Annotated in this window: 11 protein-coding genes; 7 read left to right on the top strand and 4 right to left on the bottom strand. The window is 54.3% G+C overall.

The window, feature by feature from the left end; translation table 11 throughout:
- Positions 1-102: 102 nt before the first annotated feature.
- Positions 103-699 (bottom strand): IMPACT family protein, encoded by a 597-nt coding sequence (locus AC3B6F_RS06925; RefSeq protein WP_489823803.1) that lies wholly within the window; start codon positions 697-699, stop codon positions 103-105.
- 71 nt (positions 700-770) lie between these two features.
- Between AC3B6F_RS06925 and AC3B6F_RS06920 the strand changes: the two genes are divergently transcribed.
- The 4 genes from AC3B6F_RS06920 (at position 771) to AC3B6F_RS06905 (ending at position 8,162) form a co-directional block, all read left to right on the top strand.
- Entirely contained in the window at positions 771-3,359 is a 2,589-nt protein-coding gene (locus tag AC3B6F_RS06920; protein WP_489823802.1) for an MMPL family transporter, read from the top strand.
- A 94-nt stretch (positions 3,360-3,453) separates the two neighbouring features.
- A complete protein-coding gene (locus AC3B6F_RS06915; protein ID WP_489823801.1) occupies positions 3,454-4,002 on the top strand; it encodes a VOC family protein in 549 nt (182 codons plus the stop codon).
- Positions 4,003-4,005: 3 nt separating this feature from the next.
- Positions 4,006-4,524 carry a cupin domain-containing protein gene (locus tag AC3B6F_RS06910; protein WP_489823800.1) on the top strand — a complete coding sequence of 173 codons (519 nt, stop codon included), beginning with the start codon at positions 4,006-4,008 and terminating at the stop codon, positions 4,522-4,524.
- 569 nt (positions 4,525-5,093) lie between these two features.
- On the top strand, positions 5,094-8,162 hold the full coding sequence (locus AC3B6F_RS06905; RefSeq protein WP_489823799.1) for a TonB-dependent receptor plug domain-containing protein: 3,069 nt from the start codon (positions 5,094-5,096) through the stop codon (positions 8,160-8,162).
- Positions 8,163-8,237: 75 nt separating this feature from the next.
- Here AC3B6F_RS06905 and AC3B6F_RS06900 read toward each other — a convergent pair whose 3' ends face one another.
- Genes AC3B6F_RS06900 through AC3B6F_RS06890 form a run of 3 tightly spaced genes read right to left on the bottom strand, consistent with a single transcriptional unit; the run spans position 8,238 to position 10,716 of the window.
- A complete protein-coding gene (locus AC3B6F_RS06900) occupies positions 8,238-9,473 on the bottom strand; it encodes an NAD(P)/FAD-dependent oxidoreductase (RefSeq protein ID WP_211567975.1) in 1,236 nt (411 codons plus the stop codon).
- 41 nt (positions 9,474-9,514) lie between these two features.
- Positions 9,515-10,468 carry a nucleoside hydrolase gene (locus AC3B6F_RS06895; RefSeq protein WP_211567974.1) on the bottom strand — a complete coding sequence of 318 codons (954 nt, stop codon included), beginning with the start codon at positions 10,466-10,468 and terminating at the stop codon, positions 9,515-9,517.
- Positions 10,465-10,716 (bottom strand): DUF3297 family protein, encoded by a 252-nt coding sequence (locus AC3B6F_RS06890; RefSeq protein ID WP_062022112.1) that lies wholly within the window; start codon positions 10,714-10,716, stop codon positions 10,465-10,467. The genes AC3B6F_RS06895 and AC3B6F_RS06890 overlap by 4 nt, the downstream gene beginning before the upstream one ends.
- Positions 10,717-10,844: 128 nt before the next feature.
- On the opposite strand from AC3B6F_RS06890, the gene AC3B6F_RS06885 reads away from it, so the two are divergent.
- The 3 genes from AC3B6F_RS06885 to AC3B6F_RS06875 all read left to right on the top strand — a co-directional run bounded on the left by AC3B6F_RS06885 (position 10,845) and on the right by AC3B6F_RS06875 (position 16,214).
- The gene (locus AC3B6F_RS06885) at positions 10,845-12,029 is read left to right on the top strand and encodes an alpha/beta fold hydrolase (protein ID WP_489823798.1); all 1,185 of its coding nucleotides are present in this window, start codon (positions 10,845-10,847) and stop codon (positions 12,027-12,029) included.
- Positions 12,026-12,829 carry an SDR family NAD(P)-dependent oxidoreductase gene (locus AC3B6F_RS06880; RefSeq protein WP_489823797.1) on the top strand — a complete coding sequence of 268 codons (804 nt, stop codon included), beginning with the start codon at positions 12,026-12,028 and terminating at the stop codon, positions 12,827-12,829. Before AC3B6F_RS06885 ends, AC3B6F_RS06880 begins: the two co-directional genes overlap by 4 nt.
- Positions 12,830-12,908: 79 nt before the next feature.
- Positions 12,909-16,214 carry an efflux RND transporter permease subunit gene (locus AC3B6F_RS06875; protein WP_426067514.1) on the top strand — a complete coding sequence of 1,102 codons (3,306 nt, stop codon included), beginning with the start codon at positions 12,909-12,911 and terminating at the stop codon, positions 16,212-16,214.
- The last annotated feature ends 2 nt before the right edge of the window (positions 16,215-16,216 follow it).

The following is a 16,216-nucleotide window of genomic DNA, read 5'->3' as shown; positions in this document are numbered from 1 at the left end:
AGACCCACGGATCGGCGAAAATGAACCAGAACAATGAGTGAGCCTCATATTACACATTATGCAAAGTGTAATTTTATTTATAACTTTTTTATATAGTTATTATTAGTCCGGTCGACTGATGACCATTTGCCCGCGCGTCAGGTCCCGGAGATAATCCGTCACTGTATCTGCATCCTCAACAGGAACAGCCAGCGTTAGCCAGGCTCCTTCCGCATCGAAATCGCAAAGGGTCTTTTCAGCACGCCATCCGGGCAGCTTGGCTTCAACCTGAGCATAGACCGAGAAAGGGCAATGAAACCGCAGAGGCAGCGTTTCAATACGTTCGATTTTGGCCGCTTCACGCAGGCAGGCGGCGGCGGCCCCACCATACGCCCGGACAAGTCCACCGGCCCCAAGTTTCACGCCCCCGAACCAACGCGTCACAACGACCATCACATTATCGAAATCCTGCCCCTCAATGGCAGACAGGATCGGGCGTCCGGCCGTGCCGGAAGGTTCTCCATCATCGCTCGTGCGATACCGCTGTCCGGTCCGAAAAGCCCAGCAATTGTGTGTAGCATCCGGCACCGCAACCTCGTTGAAGAACGCCAAAGCCGCTGTTTCATCAGGCACAGGAGCAGCGCGCGCAAGGAAAGTACTTCCCTTGATCACACTTTCATGTTCAGCCATGCCATCGAGAGTCCACGTCATGGCATCCATTGTGCCTCATGATGGCGGAAATGTCAGGTTGGGGTAGGGAAATGCTGCCCGTTCTGTTAAGGGTAGGCCCCATGTTTTCGGATCTGATCGGCCGGCTGAATGCCGCCTGTGCACGTCGTGCGCCACTGGTGGTGGTTCTGTTTGCGCTTCTCTGTGCGGGATGTGTCGCACTAAGTATCACGCGCCTCAGTGTAACAACTGACACGGGCAAGATGTTTGCCAGCAGTCTGCCCTGGAAACAGCGGACAGACGAGATGAACCGTCTCTTCCCGCAGGATGACAATCAGCTTGTTGCCATCATCGACAGCCAGATTCCGGAACAAGGCCGGGCAACGGCCCGGGCGCTCGCCGCCGAACTGAGTAAGGATCATGACCATTTTGAGCTGGTCAGCCTTCCGGGTGATAACCCCTTCTACAACAGCCATGGCTTTCTGTTCCTTGACAAGAAAGATCTGGAACCGCTGCTTGACTCCATCGTCTCTGCCCAACCTTTCCTTGGAACTCTGGCCGCAGATCCATCAGCCCGGGGGCTGTTTGGTGCTTTGGGCCTGATCGGAGACGGTATCAAGGCAGGTCAAGGTATTCCCAGTGGTTTTAATGGTGCTTTGGATGGATTTGCAGAATCCCTGACCAAAGCCGCAACAGGCCATCCTCAAGATCTCTCTTGGCAGAATCTTCTGGTTGGACGGCTTGCTGAACTGGGCAGCCGGTATGAGTTCGTCGTTACAAAACCGAAGCTCGATTACAGCTCTCTTCAGCCCGGACAGGGCGCAACAACCGCCATGCGTCGGGCTATCGACAACCTCGAATTCGTGAAGTCCGGGCAGGCTTCAGGCGCCATTACAGGCGAGGTCAAACTGAACGACGAGGAATTCTCGACCGTCGCGCATGGCATGGTTCTGGGGCTGGTGATTTCACTGGTTCTGGTCGCACTTTGGCTGGTTCTGGCCGTTCACTCGATCCGCGTCATTGTTCCAATTCTGCTCACGTTGATTTCCGGTCTTCTCCTCACAACAGGCTTTGCGGCTCTGACGGTGAAGGAACTGAACCTCATTTCTGTCGCCTTCGCGATCCTGTTCGTCGGGATCGCTGTGGATTTTGCCATTCAGTATTGCGTTCGCTTTCGCGGACAACGTCATGACGACGGCACAATGCCCACCCTCCACGACGCGATTGTTCTTACCGGGCGTGAAAGTGGAGCCCAGATTCTTGTAGCCTCTCTGGCAACTGCGGCGGGCTTTCTCGCTTTTACGCCGACCAGCTTCATTGGTGTTGCCCAACTTGGCCTGATTGCCGGGTTTGGGATGCTGATCGCGTTCTTCTGTACCATGACACTTCTACCGGCACTCCTTTCCCTTTTCCGGGCGAAGCTCGGTGCCGGGGAGCCGGGCTTCACATTTATGGCGCCAGTCGATCATCTGCTACGCCATAAACGGAAGAAAGTTGTCGGTATCTTCGCGCTTCTCGGTGTTGTCGGCGTCGCCCTCATGCCGTTGTTGAAATTCGATGCAGACCCTCTGCACACGAAAAACCCGAACACAGAAGGAATGCATGCGCTTCACCTTCTGGAAGACAACCCGATTACCACTCCGTATTTCGCACAGCTTCTGGTGCCAAACAGTCAGGACGCAGCAAAAAACGCAGCAGCTTTTTCGAAGCTGCCCAGCGTGCATGATGTCTTGTGGCTGGGAGCTCTGGTCCCTGATGACCAGACCGACAAACTGGCCATGATTGAAGATACAGCTTCGATCCTTCTGCCCACCATCACTGTTCAAACCCCAGCGCCAGAACCGGATGCCGCCGCCATTCGTGCTGCTGCCTTGGCTGCCTCCGTCAAACTTAATGACGTCAAAGCACAGCTTCCCGCGCCGCTGGAAAAGATCCGTCAGGCGCTCACAGCTCTCTCAACCGCGCCGGATGCCACACTGATCAACGCCAGCCACACCCTGACGCGCTTCCTGCCTGACCAGCTGTCCATGCTGCGTACTGCCTTGCAGCCTCAGGCGATCACAATCGACAACATCCCCGCAGACATTCGCAAGGATTATGCCCTCCCTGATGGTCGCCAGCGCCTGACCATTCACCCGAAGGGACAGATCTCTGAAACCCCCGTGATGCACCAGTTCGTGTCCCAACTGCGTTCGGTCAATCCTGATATCAGTGGTCCGGCCATGGAGATTACAGAGAGCGCCAATACGATCGTTCATGCGTTCACTGTGGCTGCTATTTCCGCGCTCATTATGATCAGCATCATCCTGCTGGCTGTCCTGCGCCGCATCCTCGACGCAGCCCTTGTGATGGCGCCGCTTCTGCTTTCCGCGCTACTGACTGTCATTCTGATCGTCACAGTTCCTGAAACGCTGAACTACGCAAACATCATTGCCCTGCCACTGCTGCTGGGCGTCGGCGTATCGTTCAATATCTACTTCGTGATGAACTGGCGTGAAGGGATCAAAGGCCCCCTGACGTCCCCGACAGCCCGCGCAGTCCTATTCTCCGCCCTGACAACCGCAACGGCCTTCGGCTCTCTGGCAACCTCAGCCCATCCGGGGACAGCCAGCATGGGACGACTGCTACTGATGTCTCTGGGGTGCACACTGATCTGCACACTCTTCTTCGTTCCAGCCCTGCTGCCCAAACGCCCTATCGACGAAGCCTAAAAACAGAAACATTCCGTCATAAACTTTTGAGGGTCCTGGAAACCATGACCCTCGTCCCTCTGTTGAGATCTTCACATCAATGAAGGATCTCTCCATGACCCCAGATCATTCGGGGCTTCCGCGCGGCATAGATCATGTCGGCGTCACAGTTCCAGACATCAATCTTGCCATCAGGTTTCTAGAGGCCGCACTGGGAGCCGTTGCACTCTATCGCAACGTCACCCATGCCACGCCTCAACAAGGTTCCCAGACGGAAGCCATTCTTGGCCTGCCACAAGGAACAGTCGTGTGGGAAATGTGCATGATGTCCCTCGGTCATGGACCAGGGATCGAACTGTTCGAAATGCACGGTCCCGATCAGCGCACAGCGCTTCGTGCCAATGATTTCGGACTTCAACATTTTGCAGTTTATGTTGATGATATCCGTGCTGCCTGCGCTCGCTTCATCAAAGCCGGTGGCGAGCTCCTCACCGACCCACAAGGTCAACCCTCCCTCGAAGCTGGTCCAGGAAACATGTTCTGCTATGGCCGTGCTCCATGGGGCATGATCATCGAACTTCTCTCCACCCCCAGCCGGGAACGCTTCGATGATATTGCGCCCACCAAACGGTATCAGCCTCCTCCACGCCATGAGGAATCATAAAGCATGCGACGCGTTCTGCTTTCCCTCACCGCTATATCTGCACTTGTAACCTACACACACGAAACACTGGCGGCAGATCCGCCACCTCCTACAACCTATTATTGGCACAACTGGACGGACCATAATGGCGTCAGTCACATGACACACTGTCCATTTCATAATTACGTTCTGAAAACCATGTCCAAACCGGCTGGTCCACAATGGCAGGATCACCTCAAAGCAGGACAGGCACAGGTCATCTCCACGGTGCAACCCGCTCACTGGAATGGAAGCTGGCACCCAGATCCGAAAGTTCAATGGATTATTCCCCTCAGAGGAACCTGGTACGTTACGGCCATGGATGGAACCCGTGTCGAGATGGGACCAGGCGATGTGTCGCTCGGAGAAGACCAGATGAGCCGCAAGGATTTAAAAGGTCATGTCGGCCATTTTGCAGGCAACGTCGGTGATGGTTCCGTTACTTTGATGGTTATTCAAACGGACGAAACCCCAACCGTGGATCAACCATGTCGATTTAAGTGATTCAATATTCATACAAAATATTTACAAAAACTTTTAATTATAAAAATTTAAAATACCTTATTAATATCAAAAATATTAATCCATTACATTAAAAACAGTACATATCATAGATATTTAGCATATCAAGATCTTCAAAACAGAAAAACTGCTCAATACGCAATCAAATTACGCGTTTTTTCAGCAAATCCCGTTTCATAAACGTAAAAACAAACGCAATGCAGATATTATAATATTCACAGAAAGATCAGAAAGTCATCCAGATCTGGCACCGCGTGCCTTTAGGTTACACTAGAAAAAGCGCAACAAAAACCCCCAAGATCAAAGAGTTTTTATCAAAACGATATCGAAAAATTCTCATACATAAAAATATTTTACATAAGGATTGAACTATACTTAAGAAACACAAACATGAGCAATTAACACACTTTGAAATAAATGTGTTCATTATGACACACACATGAATTATTGATGTTTATTCTATTTGTTTCTATTGCGGATCAGTGACGTTTCCTCTCAATTTTGTAACCGAAGATACAATTGAAACGTTACGCGCAAGGAAACCGATTCTCATGTCAGAGTCTCCACCCAAGCAAGGTCGCTCCGGGATTTTCTGGGGTGTTTCAACAGGCTTTCTAAAGATTACGCTTCTGGCAGGCATTTCATATTGCGCAATCCCAGTTACAGAAGCCAAAGCACAGACTCCCACCAGACATCATTCAACAAACAAAAAAACTTTATCCAAAGTTACTGCACCTGTTCAGCAGTCGGCTCCTGTCGCTACGACATTGACGGCACAGCATGTACAGAAAAAAGATCTGCAACAGGTCGAATCTGCCCGGTCTGAACACGTTACAGTAACAGGCTCACTGTTACACGATCCCAACGTCAACAGCATGTCACCCATCACACATATCAGCCGGGCAGACATGGCGCGGCGCGGGTTTGCTAACGTAACCGACGCGCTACAGGCGCTGTCTTCCAATGGTGCGGGTAGCCTGACCAACGCTTTCTCCGCGAACGGCGCCTTTGCGGGCGGTGCCTCTGCACCTTCGCTTCGTGGTCTGAGTTCAGATTCCACGCTGGTATTGATGGATGGACAACGCCTGTCTTACTATCCGCTGTCTGACGATGGCCAGCGTAACTTCGTTGATACCAACTGGATCCCGTCATCCATCATGGAATCCACAGATGTCCTGGAAGACGGCGCGGCAACCCGTTACGGTGCTGATGCCATTGCAGGCGTCATCAACTACGTAACTCGCAAAGAAATCAAGGGTTTTGAAGGCAATGCCGAAGGCGGCCTGTCTCAACGCGGCGATTCCGGCCACCAGAAGCTTTATGCAACTTATGGCTTCGGCGATCTGCGGCGGGATGGATATAACGTCTATATCAACTCCGAATACCAGCAGGATGATGCCCTCTATAACCGTCAGCTAGGGTACCCTTATAAAACCGGAGATTTGACCAAACTTGGTGGCGAGAACGGAAACACCAACGTTCTTGGGTCTGATGGCTCCATCTCGAATTTCGGTGCAACTCCCGCAACCGTAGTCCGTCCAAGTAACGGTAGCACCAGTGGTGTTGGACCTTATCAGCTATTGAACCCGTCTGCCGGGTGTGGCTCTTTTGGCTCACTAGTCAGCGGATATGTAGCTGGAACACCTACAGGTTCTGTTAGTCAGGCCTGCACCCAGAATTCTGTGGGCGATTATTCCCAGGTCTCTCCGTCCCTGCGTCGTATTAACGCTACAATCCATACAACAGTGCAGGTTACCCCGCGTTCCCAGTTGACCGCGATGTTCACTTATTCTCAGGCGCTTTCCACTTACACCGGTACACCTGTCAGTATTCGTGTACAGTCTCAGGCTCGTGCAGCGAATACCCTTAGCACACCTCTGCCCGTGTATCTGCCGGATGGATCGCTTAACCCGAACAACCCGTTTGCAGCACAAGGTCAGGCGGCACAGGTTATTGGCATGTTCAGCGATATTCAGCGCGTGAACACCCAATTGAGCCAGAACTTCCGCGGATCCGCCCGTTACAATGGTTCCGCTGCCTCCAACTGGGGGTCTGACTGGAATTACGACGTTAATTTCGTCGGCATGAACACAACGCTTGAACAGACCATTCTTGGCGTCCCGACAATTCGCGGAATTCAAGAGGCCATCACCAATGGCACCTACAACTTCGTCGATCCGTCCAAAAATACGAATGCCGTTCGCAAAGCCATTGCGCCGCCGAACGTCATGAATGCCCGTACGCAGGAATATTCTGGCGAAATGTCGCTTAGTAAGGGCCTGTTCAAACTACCTGGCGGAACGGTCGATCTCGCGATTGGTGGAAACGTCCGTTACGAGTCTCTTAACGACCCCAGCGCTAACCCCTATGATCCGTCCGATCCAACAGCGCAGTACACGGGTGCGATCAATCCGTTCAATGCACAGGGCAGCCGCTGGGTTGAATCCGGCTTCTTCGAGTTGGGCCTTCCGTTCCATAAAATGCTGTCTGGCAACATTGCTGGTCGATACGATCATTATTCGGAAGGCTTCAGCCACTACACACCAAAAGCAGGACTGATCTTCACACCCGTCAAGCAATTCTCACTGCGCGGCACGTTCTCTCGTGGCTTCCGCGTTCCAAGCTTTGCGGAAACGGGCGGCTCCAACGTCGGTTATACAACCTATCAGCCTCGTAATCAGGCTTGGCTTAACCAGCATCTCAACCCGAACGGGACACCGGATACCTATGCTCAATCGTACAGCATTGGATCAAACGTTGCTGGCAACCCGAACCTCAAACCAGAAATTGCCACCAACTTCACTGGCGGTGCACTCATCAAGCCAACCGACTGGCTGAACCTCAGCTTTGATTACTACTACATCAAGAAATCAAATTATATCGCACCAAACCCGGTCAGCACGACCTCTGTTGCTGAGGCCTATTTAGCTGGTGAATCTCTACCACCCGGCGTTAGCGTCACTCCTGACATTGTCGACACCCAGCATCCGGGTGCGCCACCACGCCCTGCCCTCATTAATCTTGGCTACCTAAATACCAATAAGGTCGTCACAGATGGTGTAGATTTCAAAATTTCTGCAACATCCCGTCTACCAGGTGTCCTGCATGATGTGCGCTGGATCAGCACTGGGAGCGCTACGTATGTGCACAGCTTTAATCTGACAACACCTGACGGGCAGGTGCAGCATTACGCTGGAACAATTGGTCCTTATGGTGCCGTTTCAGCATCCGGCACGCCTCGCTGGCGCGCAAACTGGTCGAACACCTTCATTTACAAAAGCTTAGCTGTTACACCGACCGTTTATTACACCAGCGGCTATAAAACAGTAGCTGAAGACCAAACCGGAGCCGGTACCCGCAACACCTGCTCAAGCTTTGCCTCCATTCAGCAGGCCTATACGCCCAACCAGTGCCATACAAAAGCATTCTGGGATGTGGATCTGACCGTCAACTATCGGATCAACGATCGGTGGAACGTTTATGCAAACGTTTATAACCTGCTTGGCTTCAAATCCCCATACGACTTCGCAACGTATGGTTCGTATCTGTACAACTCTGCATGGAGCCAGAAGGGCCTTGTCCTGCGCTCTTTCCACTTCGGTGTGAATGTATCTCTCTGACCCCTCCTCAGAGAGCCAACAAAAAAGGCCGGGAGTTTTCTCCCGGCCTTTTTTGTTTCTACACCTAATTAAGGTTCAGGTGCTTTCTTTGACCTTGTGCTTGACCTTCACATCATGCCCCTTGAGCATTCCCTGCCAATACAGCCGCGGAAAAATCTCTGTTTTCAGCAGCCAGGCAAAGCGGCTCGGCTTACGCTGGTCGTATGGGAAACTGGGAGCAACCTTCCCACCATACAGGAACTCTGCGAGCACAACCTTGCCGTAAGCAACCGTCAGCGGGCAAGCACCATAACCATCATAGGCACCTGTCTGCGGCCGACCATCCAGCGAAGCGAGGAGGTTTGTCACGACAACTGGTGCCTGTTCACGGGCTGCAGCAGCCGTTTTGGCATTGCTCGTGCCCAGAACATCTCCAGCCCCGAACACGGTGTCGTATTTCACATGGCGCAGGCTTGAAGGGTCAACATCCAGCCAGCCGCCCGCGTTGGCCAGCGGGCTTTTCTTCACGAAATCCGGTGCGCTCTGTGGCGGGACGACATGCAGCATGTCGAATTTACGGATGACAGTTTCGTCCGTTCCAACGATCTGGAAAGTCGCTTCCCGCTTCTCACCGTCCACCTTGATGAGATTTTCCTTTTTGTGAAGGTTGACCCCATAAAAGTCGATCTGGCGCTGAAGAGATGGGACAAAATAGCTCACCCCGAATAGGGCATCTCCCGCAATTGAGAAATCAACTTCCGTACGGTGGAGTGACCCTTCCTTACGCCAATGATCGCTGGCCAGATACACGATCTTCTGGGGCGCACCTGCGCATTTGATCGGCATCGGAGGCTGTGTAAACAGAGCCTTCCCGCCATCCAGATGGCGAATGCACTCCCAGGTATAAGCAGCGGTTTCGCGCGAATAATTGGACGTCACGCCATTACGGCCAAGCGTTTCGGGAAGGCCCTCGATCTTGTCCCAGTCCAGTTGCAAACCCGGGCAGACGACAAGGCGGCGATATTCAACAACACGCCCGCTTGCCAGCGTGACAGTGTTTGCATCCGGCTCGAATGACACGGCACTATCCCGAAGCCAGGTAACGTCTTTCGGGATCAGCCCACCTTCCTGGCGCAGCGTTTCCGCCAGTGTCATGACGCCTGCACCAACGAGCGTCCAGCCTGGCTGGTAAGCATGCGTCGTTGAGGGTTCGATAATCGCCACCGAAAGATTGGGGCGCTGACGCTTCAGTTGAGCAGCAATTGTGATGCCAGCGGCACCACCACCAACAATGACAACGGAGAAGCGATCCTGTGGGGTCGGGTCTGACATGTTCGATGCTCCAAAGTCACGGGACTGACGATAAGAAAACCCTAGGTCAAACGGGCCAGTCTTTCCGTCAGACGGGTATAGAACGCGTCGGAGTCAACGTGATCAATCCACAACGCATTGCAAGGGCGATCGGTTACTTTCCAAAGGTCAACAACACTCTGTCCAAGACAGAGCGGGGCATCAACCTCAATTTCAACATTGCACTCCCGACCGCTGAACAGGTCTGGCCACAAAAGCCAGCCAATTGTCAGTGGATCATGCAAAGCACCGCCTTCCCAGCCATACTTCATCTTCTCAAAGCGGTCTTCCGCTCCAAGCATCCGGACGACCATATCGCCAATCGGCGTTTTCAGGTCTGCAATCGATGCAAGTCTGCGCGGCGTAGCAATGGCACGATGAGTCACGTCGAGCGGCAAAAGCGTTGTGGGAATACCTGCCCCCATCACGATCTTCGCGGCATGAGGGTCAACGAAGAAATTGAATTCAGCCGTTGGGGTGATGTTACCACCTTCCCTCTGAGCACCGCCCATCGCCACGAGATGGGCAATTTTCGGGGCAATGTCAGGGGCATGCGTCAGGGCATGAGCCAGATTGGTCATCGGACCCAGGCAGACAAGCGTGATGCTGCCTGCGGGCTCTTTCCGAAGCACATCGACAAGATGCGTTGCCGCATCAATCGCCTGCGCACGAAGCCGGGGTTCAGGCAGGTTTGCCCCCCCCATTCCCGTTTCCCCATGCACATGCTCAGCGCTGATGGGCGCTTTATGGAGCGGACGGGCCGCTCCGGCATAGACAGGGGCTTCCTCGCGTCCTGCCAGTTCAAGCAGGGCACAGGCGTTCTTGGTCGTCTGTGAAAGCGGTACGTTACCGGCGACGGTCGTGATCGCGTCCACCTGCAATTCTGGCGAGGCCAGCGCCAGCAGAATCGCCACAGCATCATCCTGTCCCGGATCCGTGTCAATAATGATCCGGCGTGGGCTGACCTGCGTCATCATGCGTCTTTCGCGTCGTCCTTGAACCAGGCTTCAACCGGCCCAGTGACCTTCAGCGTCATCGGACGGCCCTTACGGTCAACAGCCTTGCCTACGGACAGACGAGCCCAACCTTCGCTGATGCAATATTCCTCAACATTGGTCTTCTCTTCGCCCTTCAGACGAACGCCAACACCGCGCATCAGAACGTCTTCATTGTAGTACGGGCTGTCCGGGCTGGCGCACAGACGATCGGGAGGGGTATCGCTCATGGTCTATCCTTTTCTTACTGTGCCTCTTCTGTAGCGCCGGATGGCCAGTCCTCCAAGTCAGGAAGGCTCCCCGCAGACAACCTCCGCTGCTATGATGCGTTTTCCTGCGCTGGAGATCACAAGCAGCCATGACCCTGATCCGTTTTTGCAAAACACTCAGTACAACGACTCTTTTCGCACTGTCCCTCGCCCTTCTCTCAGCGTGCGCGTCTCAGGACGATGGGGATTCCTACTCGCTGAGCGCACCGGTCGCCGCCGGGCAGGCCATTCAGATCGATCATATGATCTCTCATATGCCGGGACAGGCCTGGCGTCTGACATACCGAAGCTCGGATGCCCGAAATCCCAACCAGCTTGTACGCGTTTCTGCTGAAGTCCTGATCCCACGCGGCACACCTCCCGCTGGCGGCTGGCCTGTTCTGGCGTGGGGACACGGAGAGAGTGGCCTTCACCTGACCTGTGCCCCTTCAGTCATGGGTCTGGGAACGGTGCAGGAGCATTTCTATGCGCCATGGCTGCAACAGGGTTTTGCGATCGTGGCAACGGATTATCCGGGCCTCGGAGAACCGGGGGATGCCCTGCTGCTCAATGCGCGTTCTGAAGGCATGAGCATGCTGGACTCTGTTCGCGCCGCCCATGCCCGCTTCCCGGATATCTCCCTGACAACCGTTCTCAGCGGCCATTCACAGGGCGCTCAAGCAGCCCTTGCAGCCTCCGCCATAGCCACAACTTATGCACCGCAACTGCATATCGTCGGAACCGTCGCTGTCGCGCCGCCTTATCTTGACGCGCAGGGTGTGCAGGATCTTCTCCGTCCGCGCAATCCGCGCAGTTTCTCGCCAGTCGTGCCCGAACTTCTGTCTCTGGGTGCGTCCCTATCGCAAGCCGATCCATCTTTTGATCCGAACGCCGTCTTCACGACGCGAGCCCTGGCGCTCATGCACGACGCTGCCACAACATGCAGTTCAGACTTCTTTCCCATGGCCCACCGTTCTGGCCTGACGCCGGCCACCATGCTGCGTCCCGGTGCGGAAGCGGTTCTGACACCTGCGTTGAAATGGGCAGAATATCCCTCCCTGTCACTTTCCACGCCTGTTATGATCGCAACAGGGACACAGGACCTTCACTCTTACCCCAATGAGCAACAACGTCTGGTTTCTGCCCTCTGTGCGGCCGGGACATCCGTCACCCATCACACTTATGGCGGCGCAAGCCATAACGGGACACTCAGTTCCGTAACGACAGATGCCCATACGTTTGTGCGGACTCTCATGTCAGGTCAAACGCCCCCCAGCAGTTGTCCCGCCCGGTGAAAATCCTGATCACAGGTGCGGCTTCTGGCATTGGTCGAGGGCTGGCGTGCCGTCTGGCCCGAGCAGATCAGCACCTTGTACTGGGAGACTGTGACCCTGAGGGTCTGAACGAAACACGACGTCTTTGCGAAGACCTGGGCGCCACTGTCAAAACCCGCATTCTTGATACGCGGGACCGAGAGGGCATGACCGAGTGGATTCATGCAGAAAGTATCATCCGACTGGACATGATCTTTGTCTGCGCTGGCATTACAGGCGGCCTTCCGCCATCACACACGGCCATTCCTACTGTGGAACGCGAAGAGCATGCCCGTCTCATGATTGAGACCAATCTTCTAGGCTCCCTGAACACGCTCTTCCCAGCCATGGACGTCATGAAGAAGCAGGCTCTTGATCCAAGCGGCCGACGGGGCCGGATCTGCGTGGTCGCTTCCGTCGCCGGGTTTGTGTCCTATCCCGGTACCCCATCCTATTCTGCTTCCAAGGCAGCGCTTGACCGCTTTACGGTGGCAACCGCTCCAACACTGGAAAAATCCGGGGTTACCCTAACCAGCGTCTGCTGTGGCTTTGTAGATACCCCAATGGTTAGAAGAAACCGTTTCCCTATGCCGGGGCTGGTTTCAACAGACACAGCCGTACGCCAGATTCTCCGGGGAACACTGCGTGGCAAGCGACGTATCACCTTCCCGAAATGGCTTGTTCTTGGCGCAAGGCTGACGGATCTTCTGCCGCCACGACTGACAGAACTCTATTACTGCCGCCAACCCTCGGCCCAACCCCACGGAATGCCAGATTACTGATCATTCTCATCGCACGAAATGACTTTTCGTGTCCTAATGGTAATGACCAAAAAGCCGTAATCGAGGATAAGCTGTCGGCATGAATTTCTGCCGCCTGTTCATTGATCGCCCCGTCGCGACGACCCTGATGTCCATCGCCATCTTCATGGCGGGTCTCATCTGCTATCCTCTACTACCTGTTGCGACGATGCCCGATGCAACGACGACCAACATTATGGTCGTGGCGACCCAACCAGGCGCCGACCCACAACAGATGGCAACCTCCGTCACGACGCCACTGGAGCGTCGTCTCGGCTCAATTGCCGATCTGCAACACATCGAGTCCGATACCAGTCAGGGGCAAGCGCAGATCTTTCTGGAGTTTTCTTCTTCCCGAAATATCGATGGAGCCCTGCGAGACGTTCAGGCCGCACTCAGAGCAGCACGGAGTGACCTGCCTTCCGGTACTCTGGATGACGATCCTCAGGCGTTCAAACTCGATGGAAGTGGCTTTCCGGTTTATCTGCTCAGCATCACAACCGATCAGCTGACGCAGGCCGAGCTGTATGATGTGGCGAATATTCAGGTCAAACCCTACCTTGCTCAGGTCAAGGGCGTCGGTCGTGTAGAAGTCGTAGGATCATCAAACCCTGCTGTTCGCGTGGAACTCAATCCCGGCCCCCTCTACAAATGGGGTATCGGATTTGAAGATATCCGGACCGCGCTCGCCTCGGCCAATGCCTTCACCCCCAAAGGCTTCATCGACAGTCACGGCAAGCGGATGTTGCTGTCCACCAACGATCAGGCGGTCAGGGCGGACCAGTATCAGGATCTGATCGTCGGCTACCGGAACAGCTTCTACCCCGTTCGCCTCAAAGACGTTGCCAAGGTCTATGACGGCGTTCAGGACGTTTATCAGACCAGTTACATCAATGGTCACCGCGCCATTACAATGGTCGTCTCAGGGCAACCTCATGCCAATACCGTAGAAATCGTCAACGGAATCAACGCCAATCTGGACAAGCTGAGAGCTGGACTACCAGGAAGCGTAAAACTGGTTGTAGGGCTGGATACGTCTCGCTCCGTCCGGGCCGCCCTCGACGATGCCAAGGAAGCCCTTGTCATCTCGGTTATTCTGGTGGTTCTGGTCATCCTGCTGTTCTTCCGGAAAGTGATGACGACCGTCATTCCTGCCGTCACGGTACCGATCGCCCTGTCAGGCACACTCGCCGCCATGGCGTATTTTAACTTTACGCTGGACGTCCTGTCCTTGATGTCTCTGACAATCGCTGTCGGGTTTGTGGTGGACGATGCAATCGTGGTGCTGGAGAACATCGCCCGTCACATGGAAAACGGAATGGACCGTTATGAAGCCAGTATTGTCGGGTCTTCCGAGATCGGGTTCACGGTCCTGTCCATCAGCGCGTCCCTCGTAGCTGTCTTCATCCCGCTTCTTTTCCTTCCGGGAACCGCAGGCTCGATCATGTTCGAGTTCTGCATGACCATGATTTCCGCCATCGTGATCTCGATGTGGCTGTCCCTTACGCTGACGCCCATGATGTGTGCACGTATGCTGGAGATTGACCATGGAACAGGTCCTCGCACGGGCCTGAGCGGTGCGATCATCCGCGTTACGGAAGCAGGCCTGGACGGCATGGTCCGCCTGTATGCACGCTCCATGCACTGGTGCCTTCGCCATACGGTCCTGATGGGACTGACCCTTCCTCTCAGCTTCATCCTGCTGGTCGGGTCTGTCATCATCATGCCAAAGGAGTTCATTCCTGAGCAGGACATTTCCCTGATCGGTGGCCGCATCAAAGGAGATGCGACCATGTCCTTTGATGAAATTGATCGCCGATTGCGCGCTGTCGGAGCCATCGTCCAGAAAGACCCGGACATTACATCAACCACGATTTTCAGCGACGACAAGAATTCGGGTGAACTTTACCTTCACCTCAAGGAAAAGAGCGAGCGCGCTCCCGTAGCCACGGTCCTTGCCCGTATTCGCAAAGCCGTTCCGGTTCAGCCAGGCGCAGACGTCATGTTCTGGAATGTCGGTGGAAACAGCCAGGGCGGCAGCAGTCAGAAAAACACCGGCGCCTACCGTTATGTGCTCCGCAGCGAAGATATTGCCAGCCTGACCAGCTATCTGCCAAAGATGTTGGGGGCCCTGCGCGCATCAGGGAAGATGATCAATGTTTCATCTGCAACAGAAAGCCAGTCCGTCGCTGCCTATATTACCGTACACAGGGACACAGAAGCGCGATACGGCGTAACGCCTCAGCTTATCCAGAATGTCCTGTATGATTCTTACGGTCAGGCCATTGTTTCCACCATTCACCTGCCCCTCACGACACACCGTGTCATCATGGTCCTTGATCCCAAATATCGGACAGACCCGAATACGTTGCATCAGATCTGGATTTCGACTTCGGCTGGGACGGCTGCCGGTGGCGTAGCATCAAACCTGATCCGGGCCAAAGCCTCTACCACTGCTACGGAAAGCACCTTCACGTCCCTTGCTTCCTCATCTATCCAGAACTCTCTTGCCAACCAGATTTCTGGCAACAAATCGAGCGGTTCAGCCGTCTCGTCTTCGACAGAAACCATGATCCCGCTGGATAATGTGGCCTCCGTTCTGTGGAAGCAGCAGCCACTCGATGTTACCCATCGTTCCGGCTATTATTCGACAGCAATTTCCTTCGATCTGGCTCAGGGTGTCACCTATGCCCAAGGTGTCAAACTGATTCAGGACACCATGAAGGAAACGCACGCTCCTGACGGTATTCTGGGCGAGTTTACAGGCACTGCAGGTGATACGACCAAGGTCATGATCAATGCTCTGATCGCTTTCGCAGCCGCGATTGCTGTCATGTATATCGTTCTGGGTATTCTCTATGAGAGCCTGATCCATCCCATTACCATTCTTTCAACGCTTCCCTCCGCTGGCATTGGCGCGGTCATAGGACTGTGGTGTTTTGGGCTGCCCTTCAGCGTCGTGGCGGTCATAGGGATTATTCTTCTGACAGGTATCGTGAAGAAAAACGCCATTCTGGTCATCGACTTTGCGATCCATGCCGAACGCTCTGAAGGATTGTCTCCCAAAGATGCTATATTCAAAGCGTCCATCACCCGCTTCCGCCCCATTCTCATGACGTCCCTCGCTGCTGCTCTTGGTGCCGTACCGCTGATTATCGGGCATGGGTATGGTAGCGAAATGCGTGCGCCGCTGGGTGTGTCCGTGCTGGGCGGAATGATCGTGAGCCAGCTTCTCACGCTCTATACGACGCCTATTGTCTATCTCTGGATGGATGCGATTGGGAAATGGATGCGCCGACTGAGTGCAAGGATCGTACAGCGTATTCACCGGCTGGGCCGTTCCAGCTCCCAACCAGAGAAAGCCTGACT

The organism is Gluconobacter sp. ESL1110, assembly GCF_058107395.1.
This window is presented reverse-complemented; position numbering and strand designations above follow the sequence as displayed.

Excerpts from the sequence above, each read along its gene's own strand:
- AC3B6F_RS06890 (WP_062022112.1), bottom strand. The coding sequence starts at position 10,716 with ATGAGCGATACCCCTCCCGATCGTCTGTGCGCCAGCCCGGACAGCCCG.
- AC3B6F_RS06915 (WP_489823801.1), top strand. The coding sequence starts at position 3,454 with ATGACCCCAGATCATTCGGGGCTTCCGCGCGGCATAGATCATGTCGGC.
- AC3B6F_RS06905 (WP_489823799.1), top strand. The coding sequence starts at position 5,094 with ATGTCAGAGTCTCCACCCAAGCAAGGTCGCTCCGGGATTTTCTGGGGT.
- AC3B6F_RS06895 (WP_211567974.1), bottom strand. The coding sequence starts at position 10,468 with ATGATGACGCAGGTCAGCCCACGCCGGATCATTATTGACACGGATCCG.
- AC3B6F_RS06885 (WP_489823798.1), top strand. The coding sequence starts at position 10,845 with ATGACCCTGATCCGTTTTTGCAAAACACTCAGTACAACGACTCTTTTC.
- AC3B6F_RS06900 (WP_211567975.1), bottom strand. The coding sequence starts at position 9,473 with ATGTCAGACCCGACCCCACAGGATCGCTTCTCCGTTGTCATTGTTGGT.
- AC3B6F_RS06925 (WP_489823803.1), bottom strand. The coding sequence starts at position 699 with ATGGATGCCATGACGTGGACTCTCGATGGCATGGCTGAACATGAAAGT.
- AC3B6F_RS06875 (WP_426067514.1), top strand. The coding sequence starts at position 12,909 with ATGAATTTCTGCCGCCTGTTCATTGATCGCCCCGTCGCGACGACCCTG.
- AC3B6F_RS06910 (WP_489823800.1), top strand. The coding sequence starts at position 4,006 with ATGCGACGCGTTCTGCTTTCCCTCACCGCTATATCTGCACTTGTAACC.
- AC3B6F_RS06920 (WP_489823802.1), top strand. The coding sequence starts at position 771 with ATGTTTTCGGATCTGATCGGCCGGCTGAATGCCGCCTGTGCACGTCGT.